The sequence below is a fragment of the Rickettsiella endosymbiont of Rhagonycha lignosa genome, assembly GCF_964031165.1.
Classification (GTDB): Bacteria; Pseudomonadota; Gammaproteobacteria; order Diplorickettsiales; family Diplorickettsiaceae; genus Aquirickettsiella.
Window position 1 is genome coordinate 950568 of the sequence record NZ_OZ035011.1, and the last position, 18330, is coordinate 968897.

Consider the following 18330-nt stretch of genomic DNA (forward strand, 5'->3'; position numbering starts at 1 on the left):
TATGATGTAATTTTTAAGCTTAATAAAAAGCTTTATAATAGTTTTGTGATTCAATAAATGAGCTTATTTAGTTTTAACTAAAAAGTATGTCTACTATATTCAAGAGATAGTCTAATGTCTGATGCAAAAAATGAAATTGGTTTTACAGTTTACATGCCTGTAAAAAAAGCAAAAGAGCTTACCTTATATAAAAATTCAAAGTCCTATTATGATTTTTCTTCCACAAGCTACCTTCATATTTGTCTCAAAGCAGATGACTACATAAGTGTTCGGTCGAATACTAATACAGATAATATTAATATAACCGTGCAGAACGACAATAATTTCAGTATCGATGTGATTAAGAAAACTGAGAAAGAAGAATCAGTCACTTATGGAATAGGTACTTCTTCATTTGTAAGACAAGTGGATGAGAAAAATCACCTAGAGGCTAATAGCAAAAAAGATATAACACTGAGACAATCGGATAAGATTTCTGTGTTAAAAGCAGAAATTAAAACAAATGAAACAGAAAAAAAATCAGCACCGGAAAATCTATCCACACAAAAAACAGACATAAAACCATCGAAACATGAAGTAGAAATAAAAGCAATAGGGCTGCCATATGGTCAAGTAGGGTACCTACCAATAATACCAAAGATTCTTTTTAGAATTTCAGCAGATACAGGAACCAACTTGAAGGTAGCGGTTTTAAAGAGTGAGGTTGATGGCAAGCTTCTTTACCAAATTGCTAACATTAAATTTAAAAACGCCGATAGTGCAAAATTTTCTTCTAATGAAAATAAGAATACTTTTGAAACTGATGGTACTGTAAAAATTGAGTCAATATCGGATGATAATTATTTTCGTATTGAATCTGGAGGCAATGTAAAAATAAAAAACCTAAATGCTTTTCCTATAAAAATAACAATAAAAACTGATTCTAACTTTAGTGTTCTTTATCTTGATTCTGAAAAAACAACCCAGCTTGCTTTATCAACTAAAGTGTCTAAGGTTTTTGTAACAAAAAAACAACAGCTACCTGAATTTGAAAATACCACTGAAAAAGCAAGATTTACACTTGATGTGTATGGCGAGCAAGGAGTCAAATTGCTTAAAAACGGAAATTCTTATTTTTCTTTTACAAAAAAAGGTCTCTCAGGGGTTCAAATTCACCTCAAAGATAATGACACGATAGATATTGGTCCCGACGAAGATTTTGCTGTAGACCCCGATCTTAAAGTTGCAACCCAATACACGATTGCAAGTGCAGAAATACGACGTAAAAAAAGAAGATTAATCCTAAGAAATACCAATGATTTTTTCATAATCGTAATAGCAGAAAAAGATAATAAAACTTATATCATTTCAAGTTTTTCGCAATCCTTTATTTTTTTTGGAAAGGATGCCTGTAAACTTTATATGCTGAAAGGACAACAAGCACTGACTAATCGGCTCCCAGCAAGTCAACCGAATGAAATTGTTATTTATCTTTCCTGCCTCACCACAAGACTTCCACCTAAGAGCACGGTTACTTTTCATTTTAAAGAAGCTGAATCAGATTCACATGCAGAAATACCATTTAAATTAAATTTAAAAAACAAATCAGAGTTTCTTGTTTCTATCGACAATGAAGATTCCAAAGACAACCAAGAAGTTGAGTTAACTTTGATCGTGGCATCGGATCCTGCCAATCAGAACATCCTTTTTAAAGTAAATGATGAAAGTAATACGGTCATCAAACCCGGTGGAATTAGTTATATATCGATCAAATTGTTAACTAATACAAAGAAAAAATGCCAAGTACTAAATAGATTAATACAAACAATACAAATACATGAAACAACTGACTTTAGGATTCCATTTAAAGTTATTCCCTATATTAGAATGAGTACATCCATGCAGGTAGATCTACTCAATACTTCTATTTTTGATATACAAGCTGAATTGCAGAAAGAAAGGAAAAGAAAAGGTGAAGTTGGCGATTGCGATGTTCTGACTAAGATGTTGTATTCAACCTTTTTCCCCTTCAACGACAAAAGTAAGGTATCGGCATGGGCGTTTGCTATTTTATTTTCTAACGAACGAGGAATTGATAAGGTCCTTATTACAGCCATGGCATTAACTAAAAAATTCGGAGCATTGGGAAAGTATTTAGTTGTTGAAAAACTATTAACTGAATTTTTAAGCACAGTAAAGAGCTCAGATTATTATAGATCTAACGTTACCGACCTGATGAAAAAGGACTTTTGTACTTTTCTGTTTGAACTCAATATCAGTCAGAATGGATTTATTGTTTGTATGTATCGGCCTGCAAAAACAGCGACCTTGTGGGAAGAACCTTGGAGATGGTTCAGCGAGCTCCCAACTAAAATAAATGCAGGTGTTTAAATCGTGATTGATAAGCTGTTTCATTTTTTTCTCCACTGCGAGGAAATTTTGTAAGTAGTCGCTTTCAAGATTTTATACTCTTGTAAAATTTACTAAAAAAATTAATGGGTATTACTACAGCTTCTGCGCCATAAAAAATATTTCAACAAATGTATGTTAAGAAGGATCATACCTACCCTAATTCCTAATTGGAGTATTTTATGCAAGAAAACAACCCGTTTAAAACTAATTATTATGCAAGTAATACCTATGCCAATAGTCGCTTTGTCATAGAAAACAACGATCTAAAAATCAACGGTATCGGTTGGGAAAAAATTAGTGCGCTGCCGAATAATGATAACTCTATAAAAGAAAAGCTTGCTAATCATGAACAAGAAAAGGCTACAAAGTTTATAGCTAATTTAGCAGATGGCACGCATCATAAATTATCTTATGAAGATCGTTTAAAAAATGCCAATATAGAGATAGGACAACTTGAAAAAAATAATAAATTACAGTATCAAAAAATAGTAAATCAAACGGATGATTGGCTAATAATGCTTGAAAAGTGGGTCGTCGAAAATCGAGCCATTAAACAAGAAGCTAATGAATATGCTCCTGAGCTTACCGAGCTAGAAAGAATAAATGAATCACTCATAAATAAACGCGAAAATCCCTTATGGTATGACAGTATAATAGATCAAGGATTTTATTTATTTAGTGAATGGGTTTGTGAATTTATAAAATCATCACCAAATGACCCTTACTATCAGTATATAAACAACGCTTACCGTAGTGATTTAGATTACTATCATGGTATCGATTCTTACTATGGTCATGAAGAATCTATACAAAATGGGATGGACGCTAATAAGAAAAAGGAAATAGCACTGAAGAAAAACATTCAAATACAATGGATACGACTCTCAAGCAATAACCCCAAAAAATATCACGAATTAACAACAAAAATGAGTCATATTAAAAATGTTCAAATAAAACTTGAACAACTTAAAAAAGAAAATCTTGCAGAATATAAAAAATTAATAGAAAGAACTCGTAATTTTATAGACAATAAAATTTCAGCACTTAATAAAAAATTAGAAAATGAGAAAATTGCAACCGAAGCAGATATAAAAAAATACTCAGAAGCAAGAAAACTAGACGAAAAAAAGTCGTGGATGAAAGAAAAATTAGCTGAAGAAAAAGCAAAATTAGAAAATGCTATTGAATTTATGACAGAATCATCTGAGTATTATGGTCGGGAGAAGGAAAAGCCTTTTTATGCAAGACGTGAAAATGCTGAAAAAAAACTAACCGCGCTTAAAATAGAAAATAAAAAAAAATATGATGAAATACTGCACCAAGCAAGTTCCTGGAAACAACAATGAACCCTCGAACAAACAACGAAAGTCCGTGAAGAAAAATTAGCTCAATTGCCTGCTGAATTTATGGCGGACTCGCCTGATTATTTTGGCGGCACTGTTAATTCTGAAAATTATAATAGTAGACTTGCAAAAGCTAACAACAAACTGACTGCCCTTAAAAAAGATTCCGATCAAAAACCGTATGAAAAAATGATCAAAAAAATGTATGTCTGGATTGCGCTCGAAGAAGAAAAAGCGATTCAATTTATGCTAGCAACAAATGATCAGAAATACCGCTTATTCAGCCCTGAAGAAGCAAGAAAAAAACGTGATAAATTTAATGATTCAACTGAATACCATGCATCTAACTATGAAGCGGCAAAAAACAAGCTTGCTGAATATTTCCAAACCGATCTCGCTACATACCAAGAAATTCTAAATCGAGGTCGTAGTGCCGCTAACACTCCCTATGCTTTAGAAGCTATCGAAAGAGCCACGCCTGTTCAAGCACCATCCCAGCCTACCGGTAAATTCCGTGATAATGGAGAATTTATTGCCTTAAGCATCATGTCTTGCCTAGGTCCCTTTTCAAATAAAATGCATGAAGCTTTTGAAAATGCGGGAGATACTATCAGCGGAAAGTTTATAGCGGCAAAACAAAAGTTAGAATTTTACTATGAAGTAACGTGTGTTCCCTATCAACCAGATGCTAGGGATATAACCGCCTTTGTATCGGAGATACATAATACTTTTAGTGTTTCTTATAACCCTAAAACTAACGCTTCCAAACCAGCAGATATTATTCATTGTGTGAATACTAGCTACGTAACTCACTCAAAACATACCGGCCTAGCCTATCAGAAAAAAGGGACTTGTCGAATTAAGGCTAGATATGATAAGAAAAATTTAAAGGTTATAGAACAAGACAGTCGACAATATGATGAAGGAAAAGAAATGATGCCCGTACGCTATCGAAAAGGCGCCTAAACTGCACTGGCTTTTACTAAATCGAGCCTCTAAACTCGCTAGCGGTGAAAACCAAAAATATCGTAGCCCACGTTTGTGTTGCTGGTGCTGGTATTTGTGTTTGTTCTAGTCTTAACTACCATCATATTTTCATTTTTTTGAAACAAAATTCCTTTCATCTCACTTTGCGGTAAGATCCTAGGGTTATAGACAGATCTTCCGTACAATGTAAATTGCAATGTTATTTCAAAAGCATTCTGATTCACTACATCAATGCGAGTATCCTGCACAGCCATTAAATAGTCCTCATTTATTTTCAAAGTGGGAGTAGCCGCATCATCCTTCCGCAAGTCATATTCAAATTTGCGATTTTTATATACGGATACCTCTCCTTGATTTACTTTTATATATAATCTAGCAAGTTGACTGGTTTTATCCTGCCCAGCGCCACTACCTGTGTTAATAGGAAGAGAGCGTGTCACAAAGGATTTCTTAATATCCCATAGGCATAAAGCAAATACATCGTACTTAACAAATAAATCACTTATCTCACCATCACTAAGCAGTGCCGATGTGATCTTATAGTCTACAAGGATATCACCAAGCGCTACTTCTACATATTTATCTACTCCTTCAACAGGTTTTTTAGGAAAAACCTTGACACTCTGTAACATTGTCACTTTTCCGCCGCTGGGCATGGAGTCCAGCATAATAGAATAAAAATTACGAAAAGCTCTCTCATCGTCTACGGCATTAGCATGCAAAAGATCATTGGAATCATACATATCATCCCAAAGATTTGAATCCCCATAACAATAAGGAGGATAAGGAAGTGCTATTTTAGAAATGCGATTAACCGAAGAATCATTAGTCTTAGCCTCCTTTCTCCTCTCTCCTGCATATTCTATTATCTTTTTAAATTCCAATCTGGAAGTTTGGAATAGACTAACCTCGTAGCATTCTATATAAAATTTATAGTTAGATTGCCACTTTACTAAATTAAGTACACTTATTTTTTGATATAAAATTTTTGTCAAACGAAAGGGATAGGATTCAGGTTTCGGAATGAAAATAGGTATATCAATTATTAGAAATTTACCTTGAAGGTCTTTTTCTTTTATAAAGTCCTTTATATTATCATTGGTACCTTTGGGTACCTCTAAATTAGTTTCCTGAGCCTTCAACAGCTCATCTTTTGAGAAAAAGTATTGCATGAAGGAACCCGTATTAGCATCAATCATAGCTACTTTCTCATTAGTGGATCCCTGTGTATTGCTAGATTCAACGACTAACAATAATGGTATCCAAATGTGAGGAGAAATAGCGTCACTAATATCCGTTTCTCCTTCTTCAGGAGGAGACAGTTTAAAAGACCAGATAAACGCAAAAATACTATCCTCTGTGCCTTCAAAGTCTATTGGCTTATCAGCCTCCTTAATTTTAGTCGTGGTTACCCCTTTGGAAGATTTATGAGTCAACTGTAATGTGGCATCCGTTCCTAATGTCATATGCTCGGGTAACCCGGAACTTAGCACATACACTTTAAACTTAATCTTCGAACTCTTCTTAGAAGCTGTTATTCTCTCTACTGTTTTATCAATATGAATACTGGTAGATATACGCCGCACTTTTTTATCGTAAACCAATTGTTGTGTTTTTAGCCAAGGTTTTTCTATTTTATGCATAGAAGCAATCGAAAATTTAGAAATATTCTCGTCTACTTTGGAAGTTTTTAATTGCAACTGTACATCAAATATATTCTGATTCTCTACAGTCATGGAAGTATCCTTCGAAACTGTTAAAAAATCATCCTTTAGCTTACATGTAACACAAATAAACTCATCGCCCTGAAATGTATACACTGCCTTGGGTGCGTTATTTAGATATACGGATATACCTTTTTCCAGTTTCATGAACAATCCAGGCTTCTTTGATACATAAAACTTCTCTGGTTTCATTGCTGGTATAGTTTTTTTCTCTCCAGCTTCGATAATATACTCAACAGATACAGTCTCTTTTGTGTGGAGAACTAGGGTGAAATCATTAGTGTTCTCCACAGCTATATTAATTTTATTAGTGTTCTCCGCATTAGTTTTCATTGTGTTCGTTGTAACGCTCAGATAGTCATTCCTTTTGAGAGCAACTCTATAGGACACATCCCTGGAGGTATTAGTGGCTTTAAACTCAAAATAAGATACGTCATTTTTATATAAACTTGTTCCTGAGGCAGCATAAACTAAAAAGCTAATTTCAGCTTTTGACACATAAAATTTGTCTGATTTAATCACCACTATAGCTTTTTTCTTTCCAGCCTCGATCTGACTAGAAAATGTAGCACCCACACGATTTTCGAGATCGATGGCGAAATCATTGAAATTTTCTACTTCAATTTTTTTTGAGGTCGTTTTAATACTTAGGTAATCATTCTTTTGCAGATCGACTCTATAGGACACAGTACTAGGTTCAAATCTATAATCAAACTTACCATTGATATATAAGCTCGTTCCTGAGTCAGCGTAAACGAAAAAACTAATTTTAGTATGAGTGTTAGAAGAGGTTTCTTTATTTTCTTCAGTATTTTCTGTTTTTGATACAAAAATCTTTTCCGACATTATTGAGATAGATTTTTTACTTTTGGCCTTGATGTGCGAACCATAGGTAGTTTCATCTTTAGTCATTTCCAGATCTATAGCAAAATCATTGAAATTTTCTACTTCAATTTTATTTGATTTCGTTGTAACACTCAGATAGTCATTCTTTTGCAGATCGACTCTATAGGACACAGCACTAGGTTCAAATTTATAATCGAATTTACCATTTATATATAAGCTTGTTCCTGGGTCAGCGTAAACGAAAAAACTAATTGTAGTCTTAGTGTTAGAAGAAGATTCTGGATTGGTTTTATTAGTGCTGATATAGCTGGTCCCTGTCATGATTTATCCTTGTTTATAATATTTCAGATAAACATATTTTTTGTACCTGGATTTTTTCAAAAAAGTAATTATAAATATTCCTACGATGAGACATGGAGAGCACGAAGTGCGGTCGAAGAGCCCGCGATAGGCGTGCGTTGACGGGCGAAGCAGGAAACGCATCACGCCGTCAAGTCATGGTGGTAGCCACTGCATGCAGCCCAGAATGGGCCATTGCGTGGCGGACGCCGGACGAATCGGGGTCTAATATAAGTCGCGTGATGCGAACAAATTTTTGGGACACGATGGCCAAAATTTTTCGTGAGCATAGCGACTCGCTTGATCAACTTGACCCTATTTTGTAAGGCGTCTGGGTATTTACTCAAGACTGATTGATTATTCTTTAATAACTCTCAACTGTGCGGCTTCCGGAAACCAAATTCCTTTTCTCTCCCCACCCACTGAAATCGAAATATAGGTATGAATATTCGCGCGTCCATTTTTTCCTGGTTCTACAAATAGCAACTGTATTGCAAAATTATTCTGATTGTATGCAGTTATGTTAGTACCTTTTGAAACCTTTAAATAGTCATCTTTTATTTTAAAATCGATACTAACAGAATCGGTACCACCAAATGTATGTTCAGGGCGGGATTCGTGATTTTTATAGGCGGATACTCCTTTATCTAGTGTTATGAGTAGCCTAGCAGTCTGAGCAGCTTCATCTCTCCGAGCACCTCTACCACTGTTGGTATTAAGCCCAGTCTCACCACCATAATAGGCTCCTGAAGACCCTGAACTACTATTGGTATAAGTCCCACCACCAGAATAGCCTCCTGAAGAACTCCCTGAACTACTACTAGAAGAAGAGCTCCCTGTATTAGTTTTATTTCCTTTTTGATAGTTAAAAGGATCGTAAGTATCTCCCGTGTTAGTTCTCATTATATTTCCTTAGTTAGATTTCAGAACTTTAACAACAAAACACATTTATACATCTATATATCGAATTATCTTCATGAAAGTTTGTATAAGTTCCTCAGCATTAGTTAATATTTTTTCTGTCTATTGATACAAAAATTCCCAGTACATACTGTTTTTGAAGCTAAAAAAATTATTCATCTCGGTCTTATAAACTATTAATTACGGTGCTCTGGTTTTCCTCCTGGGTGTTGATAATCAAAAGGATCGTAACTTCCATTTGTGTTGTTCTTAGGTAGGGTAGGTTTATTTTGTGGGAAAGGATCATAACTCCCATTTGTATTAGTCGGAGGATTGTGGGGTTTTCCTCCTCGGCGTTGATAATCAAAAGGATCGTAAGTTTCTCTCGTATTAGTCTTCACAGTATTCTCCTTCGTTCTAAAAAAAGTAATAGAGCACGCTGTTTCTTTTTTAAAAAATAGCATGCTTCGAAAACAATTACACCGCGTAGGATACCATCATAATATCCGGATCAAGCGCACCACCATAGGTCTCTATATTCAAGGTAACTTGCGTAGTAAACTCACTCATGGTAGGCACAAAAACAACGTTACTACTGATAACATTGTCGATCCCAGCGGCTCCTGAAGGACCACTTGAGGATACTTGAATAATAGGCTGTTGATCAGGCTCAATCTTATGTTTAGTGAGGAAAACACAAGTGTACTGCCCTGCTGCCGTTCGAGTCACAGTTAAGCCACCAATGGCTGCTTCGGAATTACCAAAATAATTAAGCACATTCCCAGTAGGGCCTGCAAATGCAAAATAAACGTTTAACATCTTTTTATAATCCTTAAGAATAGTTGTTCCCAGGTTTCGCTAGCAATCTTCTGTCAGACCTATGCAAGTATTTTAAAGCTTATACCAGCTTAACTTGATGATCTTATTTCCAGACTATCGCTAGGAAACGGGATGCTTTTTATTCTCTCTTTATTATTCGCTACCTTTACAGTCCCACTCGATATCAATGGAAAGATCACTAATACCACCAGCTGGAAAGTCTACGGTTGCACCGGCTGAATTTTTTAAGAACAATATAGCCGTAATCAACCAGTTATAACCCTGTTGATTAGTCGCCTGATATGTTTGAGTGGGTGGACCAAATTCAAGAGAAAACATGGCACCGCCTGACATAATTGTTTGTGGCGTAACCGAAGTGACTCGACCGGCTTTACTTTCATCGAGGCGCAGATTCGTCAAAAAAGTAAGATTGAGTTGGCCGACTGTAGTAGTTATAGTCGCGAGAACTTGACGCATATTCCAGTCTGAATAGCTCTGAGGTGTGAAGACCGTTCCTACGGGAGAAGGGCCAGGTATAGTAAAGCCAACTGAAGTAAATAATGCCATAATTTATTTTCCTTAATTTTAAAAGAGTCGGTAGGATGAATTATCTCGTTAAATGTTATTATTTTTAACGAGATAATTCATTTCTACAGAGTATAGATTTTCTTAATATCCCGTTATTATAGAGCTTTTTATTAGTCAAAAAAATTACATAATCAAGTAGCTGTTAAGATATATACCTGAAATCAACTGCTCTTACATAAAGGCGTCATAGCAACGCATTGAAGTTGAGCTTTTAATGGCAAAGCATAAACAATATTTTAAAAAGATATTAATTAACGCAAATTGAATGCTATGTGACTAGTGAAATAAAAAACTCATTATTAAAGCGAGTGGATATAACCAGCAAAGTACCTTGCTCCATACTAACTTTTTTCAGAATAATAAGTAAGTCGCTATAATCGTAGCGAGAATTTATTTTCCATAAATTTTTTCACAAACTGCAGTTTTCTTTTCTTAAATGTTTTTAATTGTTTCTACATGCAGCGAATAATTTAGGATAAAATAGATAATAGAATTTTATTTCAATCTTACGATAACCTTCGATGAGACATGGAGAGCACGAAGTGCGGTCGAAGAGCCCGCGATAGGCGTGCGTTGACGGGCGAAGCAGGAAACGCATCACGCCGTCAAGTCATGGTGGTAGCCACTGCATGCAGCCCAGAATGGGCCATTGCGTGGCGGACGCCGGACGAATCGGGGTCTAATATAAGTCGCGTGATGCGAACAAATTTTTGGGACACGATGGCCAAAATTTTTCGTGAGCATAGCGACTCGCTTGATAATTTCAGGTATATATCTTAACAGCTACTTGATTATGTAATTTTTTTGACTAATAAAAAGCTCTATAATAACGGGATATTAAGAAAATCTATACTCTGTAGAAATGAATTATCTCGTTAAAAATAATAACATTTAACGAGATAATTCATCCTGCCGACACTTTTTAAATTAAGGAAAATAAATTATGACATTAAAAACTTCTGTTGGTTTTGCTATACCTGGCCCTTCTCCCGTAGGAACGGTCTTCACACCTCAGAGCTATTCAGACTGGAATATGCGTCAAGTTCTCGGAACTATAACCAGTACCGTAGGTCAGCTCAATTTTACTTTTTTGACGAATCTGCGCCTCGATGAAAGTAAAGCCGGTCGAGTCACTTCGGTTACGCCACAAACAATTATGTCAGGCGGTGCCATGTTTTCTCTTGAATTTGGTCCACCCACTCAAACATATCAACCACAAAATACAGCAGGTTATAACTGGTTGATTACGGCTATATTGTTCTTAAAAAATTCAGCCGGTGCAACCGTAGACTTTCCAGCCGGTGGTATTAGTGATCTTTCCATTGATATCGAGTGGGACTGTAAAGGTAGCGAATAATAAAGAGAGAATAAAAAGCATCCCGTTTCCTAGCGATAGTCTGGAAATAAGACCATCAAGTTAAGCTGGTATAAGCTTTAAAATACTTGCATAGGTCTGACAGAAAATTGCTAGCGAAACCTGGGAACAACTATTCTTAAGGATTATAAAATGAGACCTGCTAAAATTGCATTTGCTGGACCTACCGGAACACTATTAAATTATTGTTCGGATATACGTAATTTATTGATAACACGCACAAGTACTGGTAAATACACTGTCAAGTTTTTGACTCCCTGTTCGATAGATGAATCGAAAGTGGCATATCCTATCATTAATGTGACCTGTCAAAGCCCTACAGGTACAGCGACGGTGGTCAATGTGCTCAATCCTACGGCGACTTACCGGCGTCAAAGTCATGATGGCTATCTTTATCAAGTAAGTTTCCAAATTGAAGTTCAGAATATAATCACTTCACAAACATTACCAAACGTGCTTTTGACCCTATTAGGATTCTTTTTTAATGTCGCTACCTTTGTAGATAGATCGGTCATAATGGTTGATTGTCAACTCACTGAACATTATGCGGGAGAAACTGGGTATATTCATAGAACGAACAGCGAAATGGCATCGTATTAAAAATTGTAGGAAGTTCAGACTCGAACAGTTACTAAGTAACTCCAATCAAGTCTGAATTACTACATCTGAACTATTCCAGATAATGATAATAGGAAATTGTATTGCCTGTGATGTTGGTAATTTCATAGCGATCCTATTTTTTTAAATGTTAGTATCATCCGATGCTATATCCTTAACCGTACTCTTAAGTAAATTATTTAACCACACTAACCCACTCTTCTCCTCTTTAATTTCTTTTACCGGACGATACATACAAGCAATAAATCCCGTATCGCTGATATCTAATTCAAACAGGAAAGTGGAATTGTCCTTTCCCATGAGCTCGGTAACTTTAGTTTTATAATCAGTCGTTTTCTTTTTTTCTTCTAGCACTTTTTTCATCGTCATATGCGACAATTTATATTTCGCGAGTTCGTTAGGCAACTTTAATAATATCGCTGCCTGAATAAGCGCCTGCTCCATCCCCAGTTGATGAGAAAACAACACTGCAAAAAACCATACCGCTTCTTTCTCTTCTTCATCTTTATCTTTATCTATCGTTTTATTTGCAAACGGTGAGTAGGTTGTATATACCATTTGAAAAAGCGCATCGCAATTGGCAGCATTACTGTCTTGCAATACTCTTTCCGCCTTAATCACGTTTTTTAGACCCTCAAGGGTACCATTCAATACATCCACCTTCACAGTTCCTTTCATCTTAATATAGGGTACCGTATTAATGGGGATTCTAAACCTACTGGTCTCATATACTCTGACTGTTTTTATTAAGCGATTTGCGAATTGGAATTGATTGGAATTACCGCTTGAGTTCAGTGTAACCTCTAAGACTCCGACTCCACCAGGCCTAATGACAGAGCTATTAGTTTTAGTAGTATTCGCTATAATCATTCCCGTATCTGATATTTCTGTAATCAGAATGTTTGGATTTGATGGGTCCGATCCAATAACCACTTTGATTGTTAATGGTCGAGTTTGTCTGTCAATTGAGAACTTTAATGTACCCAGGTTCTTTAGAGTCGTTCGCTTCATATCGGTATATTCCTTTCCATTGATACGAACAGTTGGTTTGCTAGAAAGCAGACTGTCGGAAAGCACGAAGGAAGGATAAATAATAATCTCATTTTTCTGACTTAATATTTTTGATTTGTTTTCTAATTCTGGTTCTTCTCTATACATGTAAAGTCTGCAGGATTCTTTCCCGAAAAATATGAAAGATTCTGAATTACTTCCGATTACATACGCCTTAAGTTCATGATTAATCTCTGCAATGACAGTTATGAAAAAAGCATTCTTATTTTCCACTCTCAACCTTCTTTTTTTCATTCTTATTTCGTTATTATCAATAGTGTCGATGGTCGGACCAAATTCTATGTCTGACTGAAAACCTTCGTCTGGACCAATATCTATATAGTCATTATCTTGGAGATTAAGCTTAACGCCTGAAAGACCCTCCTTTTCAAACAAAAAATATTCCTCCCCATTTCTAAACAATTTTACCCCTTTCTCACCATAAGCCTGAAGACTAAACTTTAATGCTTCATATGTAGTAACGACCTCAGGCCCACCTTGCCCCTCGAGACTAATTTTATTTGATTTAGCTTCTAGCGATTTAGTTGATTCTTTATTTGTTTTTTCTTTAATGATATTTTCTTTTTTTGATACAAAAAATTTGGATAATGTATCTGTCAATGAAAAGGTAAGTTGTTTCTTTTCTTTAAGTTCAAATTCCCATTCCTTATCACCATTTGCATATACTGTTGTTACATATAAGGAAAAAGAGTTTAAATTTTTTAAGGTTATGTGCTTTTTTTTCGACGTAAAACTCATCGAGTCATCTGATTTGAAATTGGAGACTTCATAGAAAACATCATCATCACTAAAATTATGAAAAGATTTCCCATTTTTATTCACTGAGGTTTCTTTTTTAGCAGAAATCCAAAAGTTAACCCCAGTATCTATATCAGTTGCCATGACATCATTCCTGTTAATGTATCGATGTATTTTCAAGTATTCTATTCATACTATGAATACTTTTATGAATTTTTAGTTAAATCGTAACGCGCAGATTTTTTTTCAAAAAACCATTATAAAGCTTTTCACTACACTTAAAAATTACATAATAAGTTCACTGCTAAGCTATTCGATTAATTAAATGTCTGGGGGAGATATTGCATACCACGTCTGAATAATGCAGCCAATATTGTTTCAGTGCTGCATTGACTCCAGTGCGCGTTAGGAATTAAATTTTCTTGCATAGGTTTTCTACACATACACACCAAGCGAGTATACGGCAGCCAAATAAATCCAACATCCCGCATAAATAATCAGGTTTTTCAGGCGTTTGTTAACCAATAATGTCATCGCTGTATGCAGAAATCGCGGATTTTTACATCGATATCTTGGCCGATCGCGGTCCATTTGATAATCTTTATTTTGTGAATAGTATTGCTATTCTGCAACTACATAACTACTTATCTTAATTGCATGTCTCTTTCTATTAGAGCAGAATATTCGATAACAAAAATTTAATTGATCAAATAGCTTAGCAGTGAACTTATTATGTAATTTTTAAGTGTAGTGAAAAGCTTTATAATGGTTTTTTTAAAAAAATCTGCGCGTTACGATTTAACTAAAAATTCATAAAAGTATTCATAGTATGAATAGAATACTTGAAAATACATCGATACATTAACAGGAATGATGTCATGGCAATTAGCTTTAAGGTTTATGCAAATTCAGGAACTAAGTTATATAGGAATGGTCAGTTTGAATTTTTATTTACTACCTCTGATAGATTCCTTAAGCTCGCTCTCCGAGAGGATGACTACATAAGTATTACGCCAGCTGTCAGCACAGTAAAGGATAACGATATTGAAGTGGAAAATATCAATGATTTCGCTATAGATGTAAAAAACACAAATGTGAAGGAGAAAAGTCACATCAAGGCTAAAAGCAAAAAAACTGTACACGCGGTGAAATCAGACAAACTGTATGTGTCAAAAGAAGAAATCCTCTCTAATGCGGACCTAAAGCCAGAAGCATCGCCAAAACCACATGAAGATAATACTGTTAAAACTATTTATGAAATTGCTGGACCTAAAGGAAGCTCCTTGTATAAAAATGGAAGTCAGCAAGCCTCTATTTATTTTGAAAAAACCAAAACCGCTGGTCAATATGTTAAAGACTCTCTCGGAACAGAAAGCTATATAAGTATTGGCCCAGATGATGCAGATACAACCATAGAAGTGAAAAATCCAAACTCTTTTTCCATTGCTGTAACAGAGCTAAATGCTGAGGATTCTATAAATAATCGGATTAGAATCGAAGCGGACTCAACACACTCTCTAAAGTTTACTAAATCAAACAAGTTTTATATAACCAAAGCATTAGCTGAGCATACTGAAATGCTATTTAATTTATTCCTAGTAAAGATAAACGACGTCGAAAAAAACGGCGGCCATCTCGAGCTTTCCGATCTCTTAAACTTATGTGAATTTTCTGTATATTGTGACAATATCCGGCATGACATAGTAGAAGAAAAGCAAAAACAAGGCAGTAGAAAAAAAAGATCGCTTGCTCTTATGCAACCCGGGTCATGGAAACCACCAGAAGATTGGGAACTGCACAATCAGTATATCTTTGAAGTCTTCAATCCACAAACTACAGAGTACAGCCTCGCAAAGCCAAAGGAAAAATTAAAACCTGGCGAGAAACTAGAGGAAGTCTCACTGTCATTTAGCGAGACTTTAATCAGCAGATTACTCCCCCGCCCAGGCTCCACTTATGTTCAGCATTACGCTAATAATACAAGTACCTTCAGGGTACTCTGGGATATAATACTTTCGGCAGTCTCCCAGGATAAACCGGTAGATGACACTTACAGAGCATTCCGAACTGTCCGAAAAACAGAACAAGCGCCTAAACTAAAGGACATCAACATAGAGGAAGCCCCAGAACAGGATAAGTCGCGAAAGTCAATCGCTCCGACACAGTTAAACCAAATAGTTCAAGATGTTATCGTTAAAATGGGCAACTACCAAAACACTAATAAGCTGGGAAGACTCCAGTGTGATCATATAATGGAGCTCTATCAGCGAGCCTTCACCCCCCAGAGTTCTGAGCGAGTTTTTTGGTACCTCTATACCGACGCTGAGCGTAGGTCCCCGTTTAACTATCGCCAGAAAAAGCAAAATGCCGAGGAAAGCAATTCCGAGCAAAACAATTTTGTGCAAGATCCTGAACCGAGAATACTAGAAAAGATTGTGGCGGCGGGAGCATCATTATTGCAGGGTCTGTTCTATGGCGGGCGCTTCCTTGGTGATCCTAATTCGAGCCCGATAGTGCCACTTTCCGCAGCGGCATTGTTTGGGGCGCCTAAAAAGTGCGAGTAAAAAACACCTAAGACCGCCGCTTCTTATGAAGCTTACCGAACGATAAAAAATAAGATTTTATTTAAATTAAACGCACCCCTAATTTTTTAGCGACTTTAGCTAAAGTCTTATCCTTAGTCGCTAAAGGCATACCTAAACGTAACGCTAATTCAAGATAACTGGCATCATAACTGGTTAATTTTTCCTTATAAGCCAACTGACTGGTTTCATGGAAGGCGCGATAGGAGGTTTCTTCATCGACTTGTATGGATAAGCTGCTTATTAACTCTAGAGATAAGATGACATGCGCATAACTAATGCGCTTACGCCTTTCGGCAAGAATTAAAATATTACTCATTTCTAATGCCCAAAGACTCGGCACATGCGCCGTTTCTTGTTCTAAACGTTCTAATAGTGACCAGGTATGTGCGTTGGCTTCATCAGTAAAACACCAAGACAAGGCAATAGACGCATCTAATACAAAACTCATTAACGCCGCCCCGCATCACGGAACTTTTTCCAAGCACTTTTCAGTGTATGCCCATGACTCAAATCCTTAAGTGCCGATATAGCTTGTTGAATACGTAAATGATTAGCCGCAGTTGCGGGGACCAACTTACCCACCACGCGACCATGTTTAGTAATAACGATTTGTTCACCTTTTTCGACTTTATCGAGTAATGCTGAAAAGTGTGTCTTAGCTTCAAAAGCACCTACAGTTTGCATATCGCTACCTATTAAATTTAACTAGTCTTAAACTAGTTTATCATAGTGAGTTAGATTAGCAAATTCGAAGACAACGTCAATATCATTTGATAGTGGTAAAGCGGAATATGCGGTAATTTCTCTACGTTTATTAAACATTTCATTATTTTTCTAAAAGGGCGCCTAGGTAGTATTGCGCTAATGAAAGATACACAGGTTTAGACGGCTAACAGCGTATTATTTACTAAAAATATTGGTCTAATTTAAAGACTATTAACTGAATACACCTGTGTATCAGTTTAGATTTTTTAATTATTTTTTCTCATATTCACCAAGCTTATTTTTAAGCTCATGCTTTTGCTGTTCAGACTTATCTAATTGTTGTTTTAATTCTTTCCCGTGCTTTTCACAATCATCCAACTTATCTTTGACCTCCTTTACTTCTCCTTGTAATCTTTTTATATCTAGTTTATTTTTTAATTCCTTCTTAATATTTCCAGTTTTTAGCGAATGAAAATTGTTGTTTAGAGAATCGGGAATATCTTTCAAGCCTTTGCCAAAATCTACTTCGAAACCAACATAAGCAATATAAGCATCACCTTGATAATTAGGTTTAGTAAAAAAAATCGCTTCGGTAGGACCCGGCTCTTTTTTATCAGTTTTTGATAAAGTATAGATCATGCTCTCTCTCCTATGAATTATTAAATTAAAAAAGATTATCCATCAAAAAAAGTAATATAATTTACATACACAAACCCGATTGCAGGATTTAGTCATTTAAAAAATTTACTTTAGTAGGTCATCAACAAAAGATTTAACGAAGCCCTTTTTTGTGCGTTGGGATAGCCAAAATAGGCAAGAACCTCAATCGAGGTATAGCGTTTATTGCATTTAGGACAATGTCTTCTCCGTAATATTTTTTTTCCCTCCTCTGTTTTACGTGAATTAATAACACGTGTTTTAGAATATTCACAACATGGATTTAAACACCTCATCGCAGATTTCCTTATAAATTTCAATGAAGAAAAAAATTTAATGCTTATAATAATTAATTATAAATTTATTTAAGTTTTTAACTCAACTTAAAAGATTTTTAGTATTAAAAATAATAAACTATGCTTATTAACGTGTTATTTTCTACAAACGACGTATCGTGCCTGATTGTAGGATATAGCGTCTTAAATGTTTGGGATCATCTTTTATTAATTTTTGCATTTTTAATTTCTTGTAACGTATTTTTCTACGCACGCGATACTCTCTAATGAATGGAAAACCATTAGCTAATAAAGTTAAAAATTTTCGAATTTTGGAACATTTTGAACATTGACGCATACTTCTCTCCC

General features: G+C 35.5%; 17 protein-coding genes. 6 read left to right on the forward strand and 11 right to left on the reverse strand.

The features are described from left to right. The first annotated feature begins 114 nt into the window (after nucleotides 1–114). From AAHI99_RS04280 to AAHI99_RS04290, 3 genes are all read left to right on the forward strand, one after another. Nucleotides 115–2370 (forward strand): hypothetical protein, encoded by a 2256-nt coding sequence (locus AAHI99_RS04280; RefSeq protein ID WP_342227065.1) that lies wholly within the window; start codon nucleotides 115–117, stop codon nucleotides 2368–2370. A 200-nt stretch (nucleotides 2371–2570) separates the two neighbouring features. Continuing rightward, a complete protein-coding gene (locus AAHI99_RS04285; RefSeq protein WP_342227066.1) occupies nucleotides 2571–3737 on the forward strand; it encodes a hypothetical protein in 1167 nt (388 codons plus the stop codon). Nucleotides 3738–3797: 60 nt separating this feature from the next. Beyond that, nucleotides 3798–4700 carry a hypothetical protein gene (locus AAHI99_RS04290; protein ID WP_342227067.1) on the forward strand — a complete coding sequence of 301 codons (903 nt, stop codon included), beginning with the start codon at nucleotides 3798–3800 and terminating at the stop codon, nucleotides 4698–4700. Nucleotides 4701–4738: 38 nt separating this feature from the next. Here AAHI99_RS04290 and AAHI99_RS04295 read toward each other — a convergent pair whose 3' ends face one another. From AAHI99_RS04295 to AAHI99_RS04315, 5 genes are all read right to left on the reverse strand, one after another. Beyond that, the gene (locus AAHI99_RS04295) at nucleotides 4739–7612 is read right to left on the reverse strand and encodes a hypothetical protein (protein ID WP_342227068.1); all 2874 of its coding nucleotides are present in this window, start codon (nucleotides 7610–7612) and stop codon (nucleotides 4739–4741) included. 375 nt (nucleotides 7613–7987) lie between these two features. Continuing rightward, complete coding sequence (locus tag AAHI99_RS04300; protein WP_342227069.1) at nucleotides 7988–8533, reverse strand: hypothetical protein; 546 nt, start codon at nucleotides 8531–8533, stop codon at nucleotides 7988–7990. 194 nt (nucleotides 8534–8727) lie between these two features. Beyond that, nucleotides 8728–8931, reverse strand: coding sequence for a hypothetical protein (locus tag AAHI99_RS04305; RefSeq protein ID WP_342227070.1), 204 nt, complete (start codon nucleotides 8929–8931; stop codon nucleotides 8728–8730). Nucleotides 8932–9007: 76 nt separating this feature from the next. Beyond that, nucleotides 9008–9349 (reverse strand): DUF807 family protein, encoded by a 342-nt coding sequence (locus tag AAHI99_RS04310; RefSeq protein ID WP_342227071.1) that lies wholly within the window; start codon nucleotides 9347–9349, stop codon nucleotides 9008–9010. 153 nt (nucleotides 9350–9502) lie between these two features. Further along, nucleotides 9503–9826 (reverse strand): hypothetical protein, encoded by a 324-nt coding sequence (locus tag AAHI99_RS04315; RefSeq protein ID WP_342227072.1) that lies wholly within the window; start codon nucleotides 9824–9826, stop codon nucleotides 9503–9505. A gap of 1054 nt (nucleotides 9827–10880) precedes the next feature. Here AAHI99_RS04315 and AAHI99_RS04320 point away from each other — a divergent pair. Then, nucleotides 10881–11294, forward strand: coding sequence for a hypothetical protein (locus AAHI99_RS04320; RefSeq protein ID WP_342227073.1), 414 nt, complete (start codon nucleotides 10881–10883; stop codon nucleotides 11292–11294). Nucleotides 11295–11444: 150 nt separating this feature from the next. Next, nucleotides 11445–11912, forward strand: coding sequence for a hypothetical protein (locus AAHI99_RS04325; protein ID WP_342227074.1), 468 nt, complete (start codon nucleotides 11445–11447; stop codon nucleotides 11910–11912). A 141-nt stretch (nucleotides 11913–12053) separates the two neighbouring features. Here the strand turns inward: AAHI99_RS04325 and AAHI99_RS04330 are convergent, their stop codons facing one another. After that, nucleotides 12054–13883 carry a hypothetical protein gene (locus AAHI99_RS04330; RefSeq protein WP_342227075.1) on the reverse strand — a complete coding sequence of 610 codons (1830 nt, stop codon included), beginning with the start codon at nucleotides 13881–13883 and terminating at the stop codon, nucleotides 12054–12056. A 734-nt stretch (nucleotides 13884–14617) separates the two neighbouring features. On the opposite strand from AAHI99_RS04330, the gene AAHI99_RS04335 reads away from it, so the two are divergent. Further along, a complete protein-coding gene (locus tag AAHI99_RS04335) occupies nucleotides 14618–16303 on the forward strand; it encodes a hypothetical protein (protein ID WP_342227076.1) in 1686 nt (561 codons plus the stop codon). A 61-nt stretch (nucleotides 16304–16364) separates the two neighbouring features. On the opposite strand, the gene AAHI99_RS04340 is transcribed toward AAHI99_RS04335, so the two are convergent. The 5 genes from AAHI99_RS04340 to AAHI99_RS04355 form a co-directional block, all read right to left on the reverse strand. Beyond that, complete coding sequence (locus tag AAHI99_RS04340) at nucleotides 16365–16772, reverse strand: type II toxin-antitoxin system VapC family toxin (RefSeq protein WP_342227077.1); 408 nt, start codon at nucleotides 16770–16772, stop codon at nucleotides 16365–16367. Continuing rightward, nucleotides 16772–17008: a type II toxin-antitoxin system prevent-host-death family antitoxin gene (locus AAHI99_RS04345; RefSeq protein ID WP_342227078.1), complete on the reverse strand. Its 237-nt coding sequence runs from the start codon at nucleotides 17006–17008 to the stop codon at nucleotides 16772–16774. The genes AAHI99_RS04340 and AAHI99_RS04345 overlap by 1 nt, the downstream gene beginning before the upstream one ends. A gap of 291 nt (nucleotides 17009–17299) precedes the next feature. Beyond that, nucleotides 17300–17668, reverse strand: a complete 369-nt coding sequence (locus AAHI99_RS04350; RefSeq protein ID WP_342227079.1) for a hypothetical protein — start codon at nucleotides 17666–17668, stop codon at nucleotides 17300–17302. A 110-nt stretch (nucleotides 17669–17778) separates the two neighbouring features. Further along, nucleotides 17779–17982 carry a hypothetical protein gene (locus AAHI99_RS07610; protein WP_425288704.1) on the reverse strand — a complete coding sequence of 68 codons (204 nt, stop codon included), beginning with the start codon at nucleotides 17980–17982 and terminating at the stop codon, nucleotides 17779–17781. A gap of 142 nt (nucleotides 17983–18124) precedes the next feature. Next, nucleotides 18125–18319 (reverse strand): hypothetical protein, encoded by a 195-nt coding sequence (locus AAHI99_RS04355; RefSeq protein WP_342227080.1) that lies wholly within the window; start codon nucleotides 18317–18319, stop codon nucleotides 18125–18127. Between the last annotated feature and the right edge of the window lie 11 nt (nucleotides 18320–18330).

What these genes read in the sequence shown, in the direction of transcription:
- AAHI99_RS04280 (WP_342227065.1), top strand. Translation starts at nt 115, where the DNA reads ATGTCTGATGCAAAAAATGAAATTGGTTTTACAGTTTACATGCCTGTA.
- AAHI99_RS04285 (WP_342227066.1), top strand. Translation starts at nt 2,571, where the DNA reads ATGCAAGAAAACAACCCGTTTAAAACTAATTATTATGCAAGTAATACC.
- AAHI99_RS04290 (WP_342227067.1), top strand. Translation starts at nt 3,798, where the DNA reads ATGGCGGACTCGCCTGATTATTTTGGCGGCACTGTTAATTCTGAAAAT.
- AAHI99_RS04295 (WP_342227068.1), bottom strand. Translation starts at nt 7,612, where the DNA reads ATGACAGGGACCAGCTATATCAGCACTAATAAAACCAATCCAGAATCT.
- AAHI99_RS04300 (WP_342227069.1), bottom strand. Translation starts at nt 8,533, where the DNA reads ATGAGAACTAACACGGGAGATACTTACGATCCTTTTAACTATCAAAAA.
- AAHI99_RS04310 (WP_342227071.1), bottom strand. Translation starts at nt 9,349, where the DNA reads ATGTTAAACGTTTATTTTGCATTTGCAGGCCCTACTGGGAATGTGCTT.
- AAHI99_RS04315 (WP_342227072.1), bottom strand. Translation starts at nt 9,826, where the DNA reads ATGCGTCAAGTTCTCGCGACTATAACTACTACAGTCGGCCAACTCAAT.
- AAHI99_RS04320 (WP_342227073.1), top strand. Translation starts at nt 10,881, where the DNA reads ATGACATTAAAAACTTCTGTTGGTTTTGCTATACCTGGCCCTTCTCCC.
- AAHI99_RS04325 (WP_342227074.1), top strand. Translation starts at nt 11,445, where the DNA reads ATGAGACCTGCTAAAATTGCATTTGCTGGACCTACCGGAACACTATTA.
- AAHI99_RS04330 (WP_342227075.1), bottom strand. Translation starts at nt 13,883, where the DNA reads ATGGCAACTGATATAGATACTGGGGTTAACTTTTGGATTTCTGCTAAA.
- AAHI99_RS04335 (WP_342227076.1), top strand. Translation starts at nt 14,618, where the DNA reads ATGGCAATTAGCTTTAAGGTTTATGCAAATTCAGGAACTAAGTTATAT.
- AAHI99_RS04340 (WP_342227077.1), bottom strand. Translation starts at nt 16,772, where the DNA reads ATGAGTTTTGTATTAGATGCGTCTATTGCCTTGTCTTGGTGTTTTACT.
- AAHI99_RS04345 (WP_342227078.1), bottom strand. Translation starts at nt 17,008, where the DNA reads ATGCAAACTGTAGGTGCTTTTGAAGCTAAGACACACTTTTCAGCATTA.
- AAHI99_RS04350 (WP_342227079.1), bottom strand. Translation starts at nt 17,668, where the DNA reads ATGATCTATACTTTATCAAAAACTGATAAAAAAGAGCCGGGTCCTACC.
- AAHI99_RS07610 (WP_425288704.1), bottom strand. Translation starts at nt 17,982, where the DNA reads ATGAGGTGTTTAAATCCATGTTGTGAATATTCTAAAACACGTGTTATT.
- AAHI99_RS04355 (WP_342227080.1), bottom strand. Translation starts at nt 18,319, where the DNA reads ATGCGTCAATGTTCAAAATGTTCCAAAATTCGAAAATTTTTAACTTTA.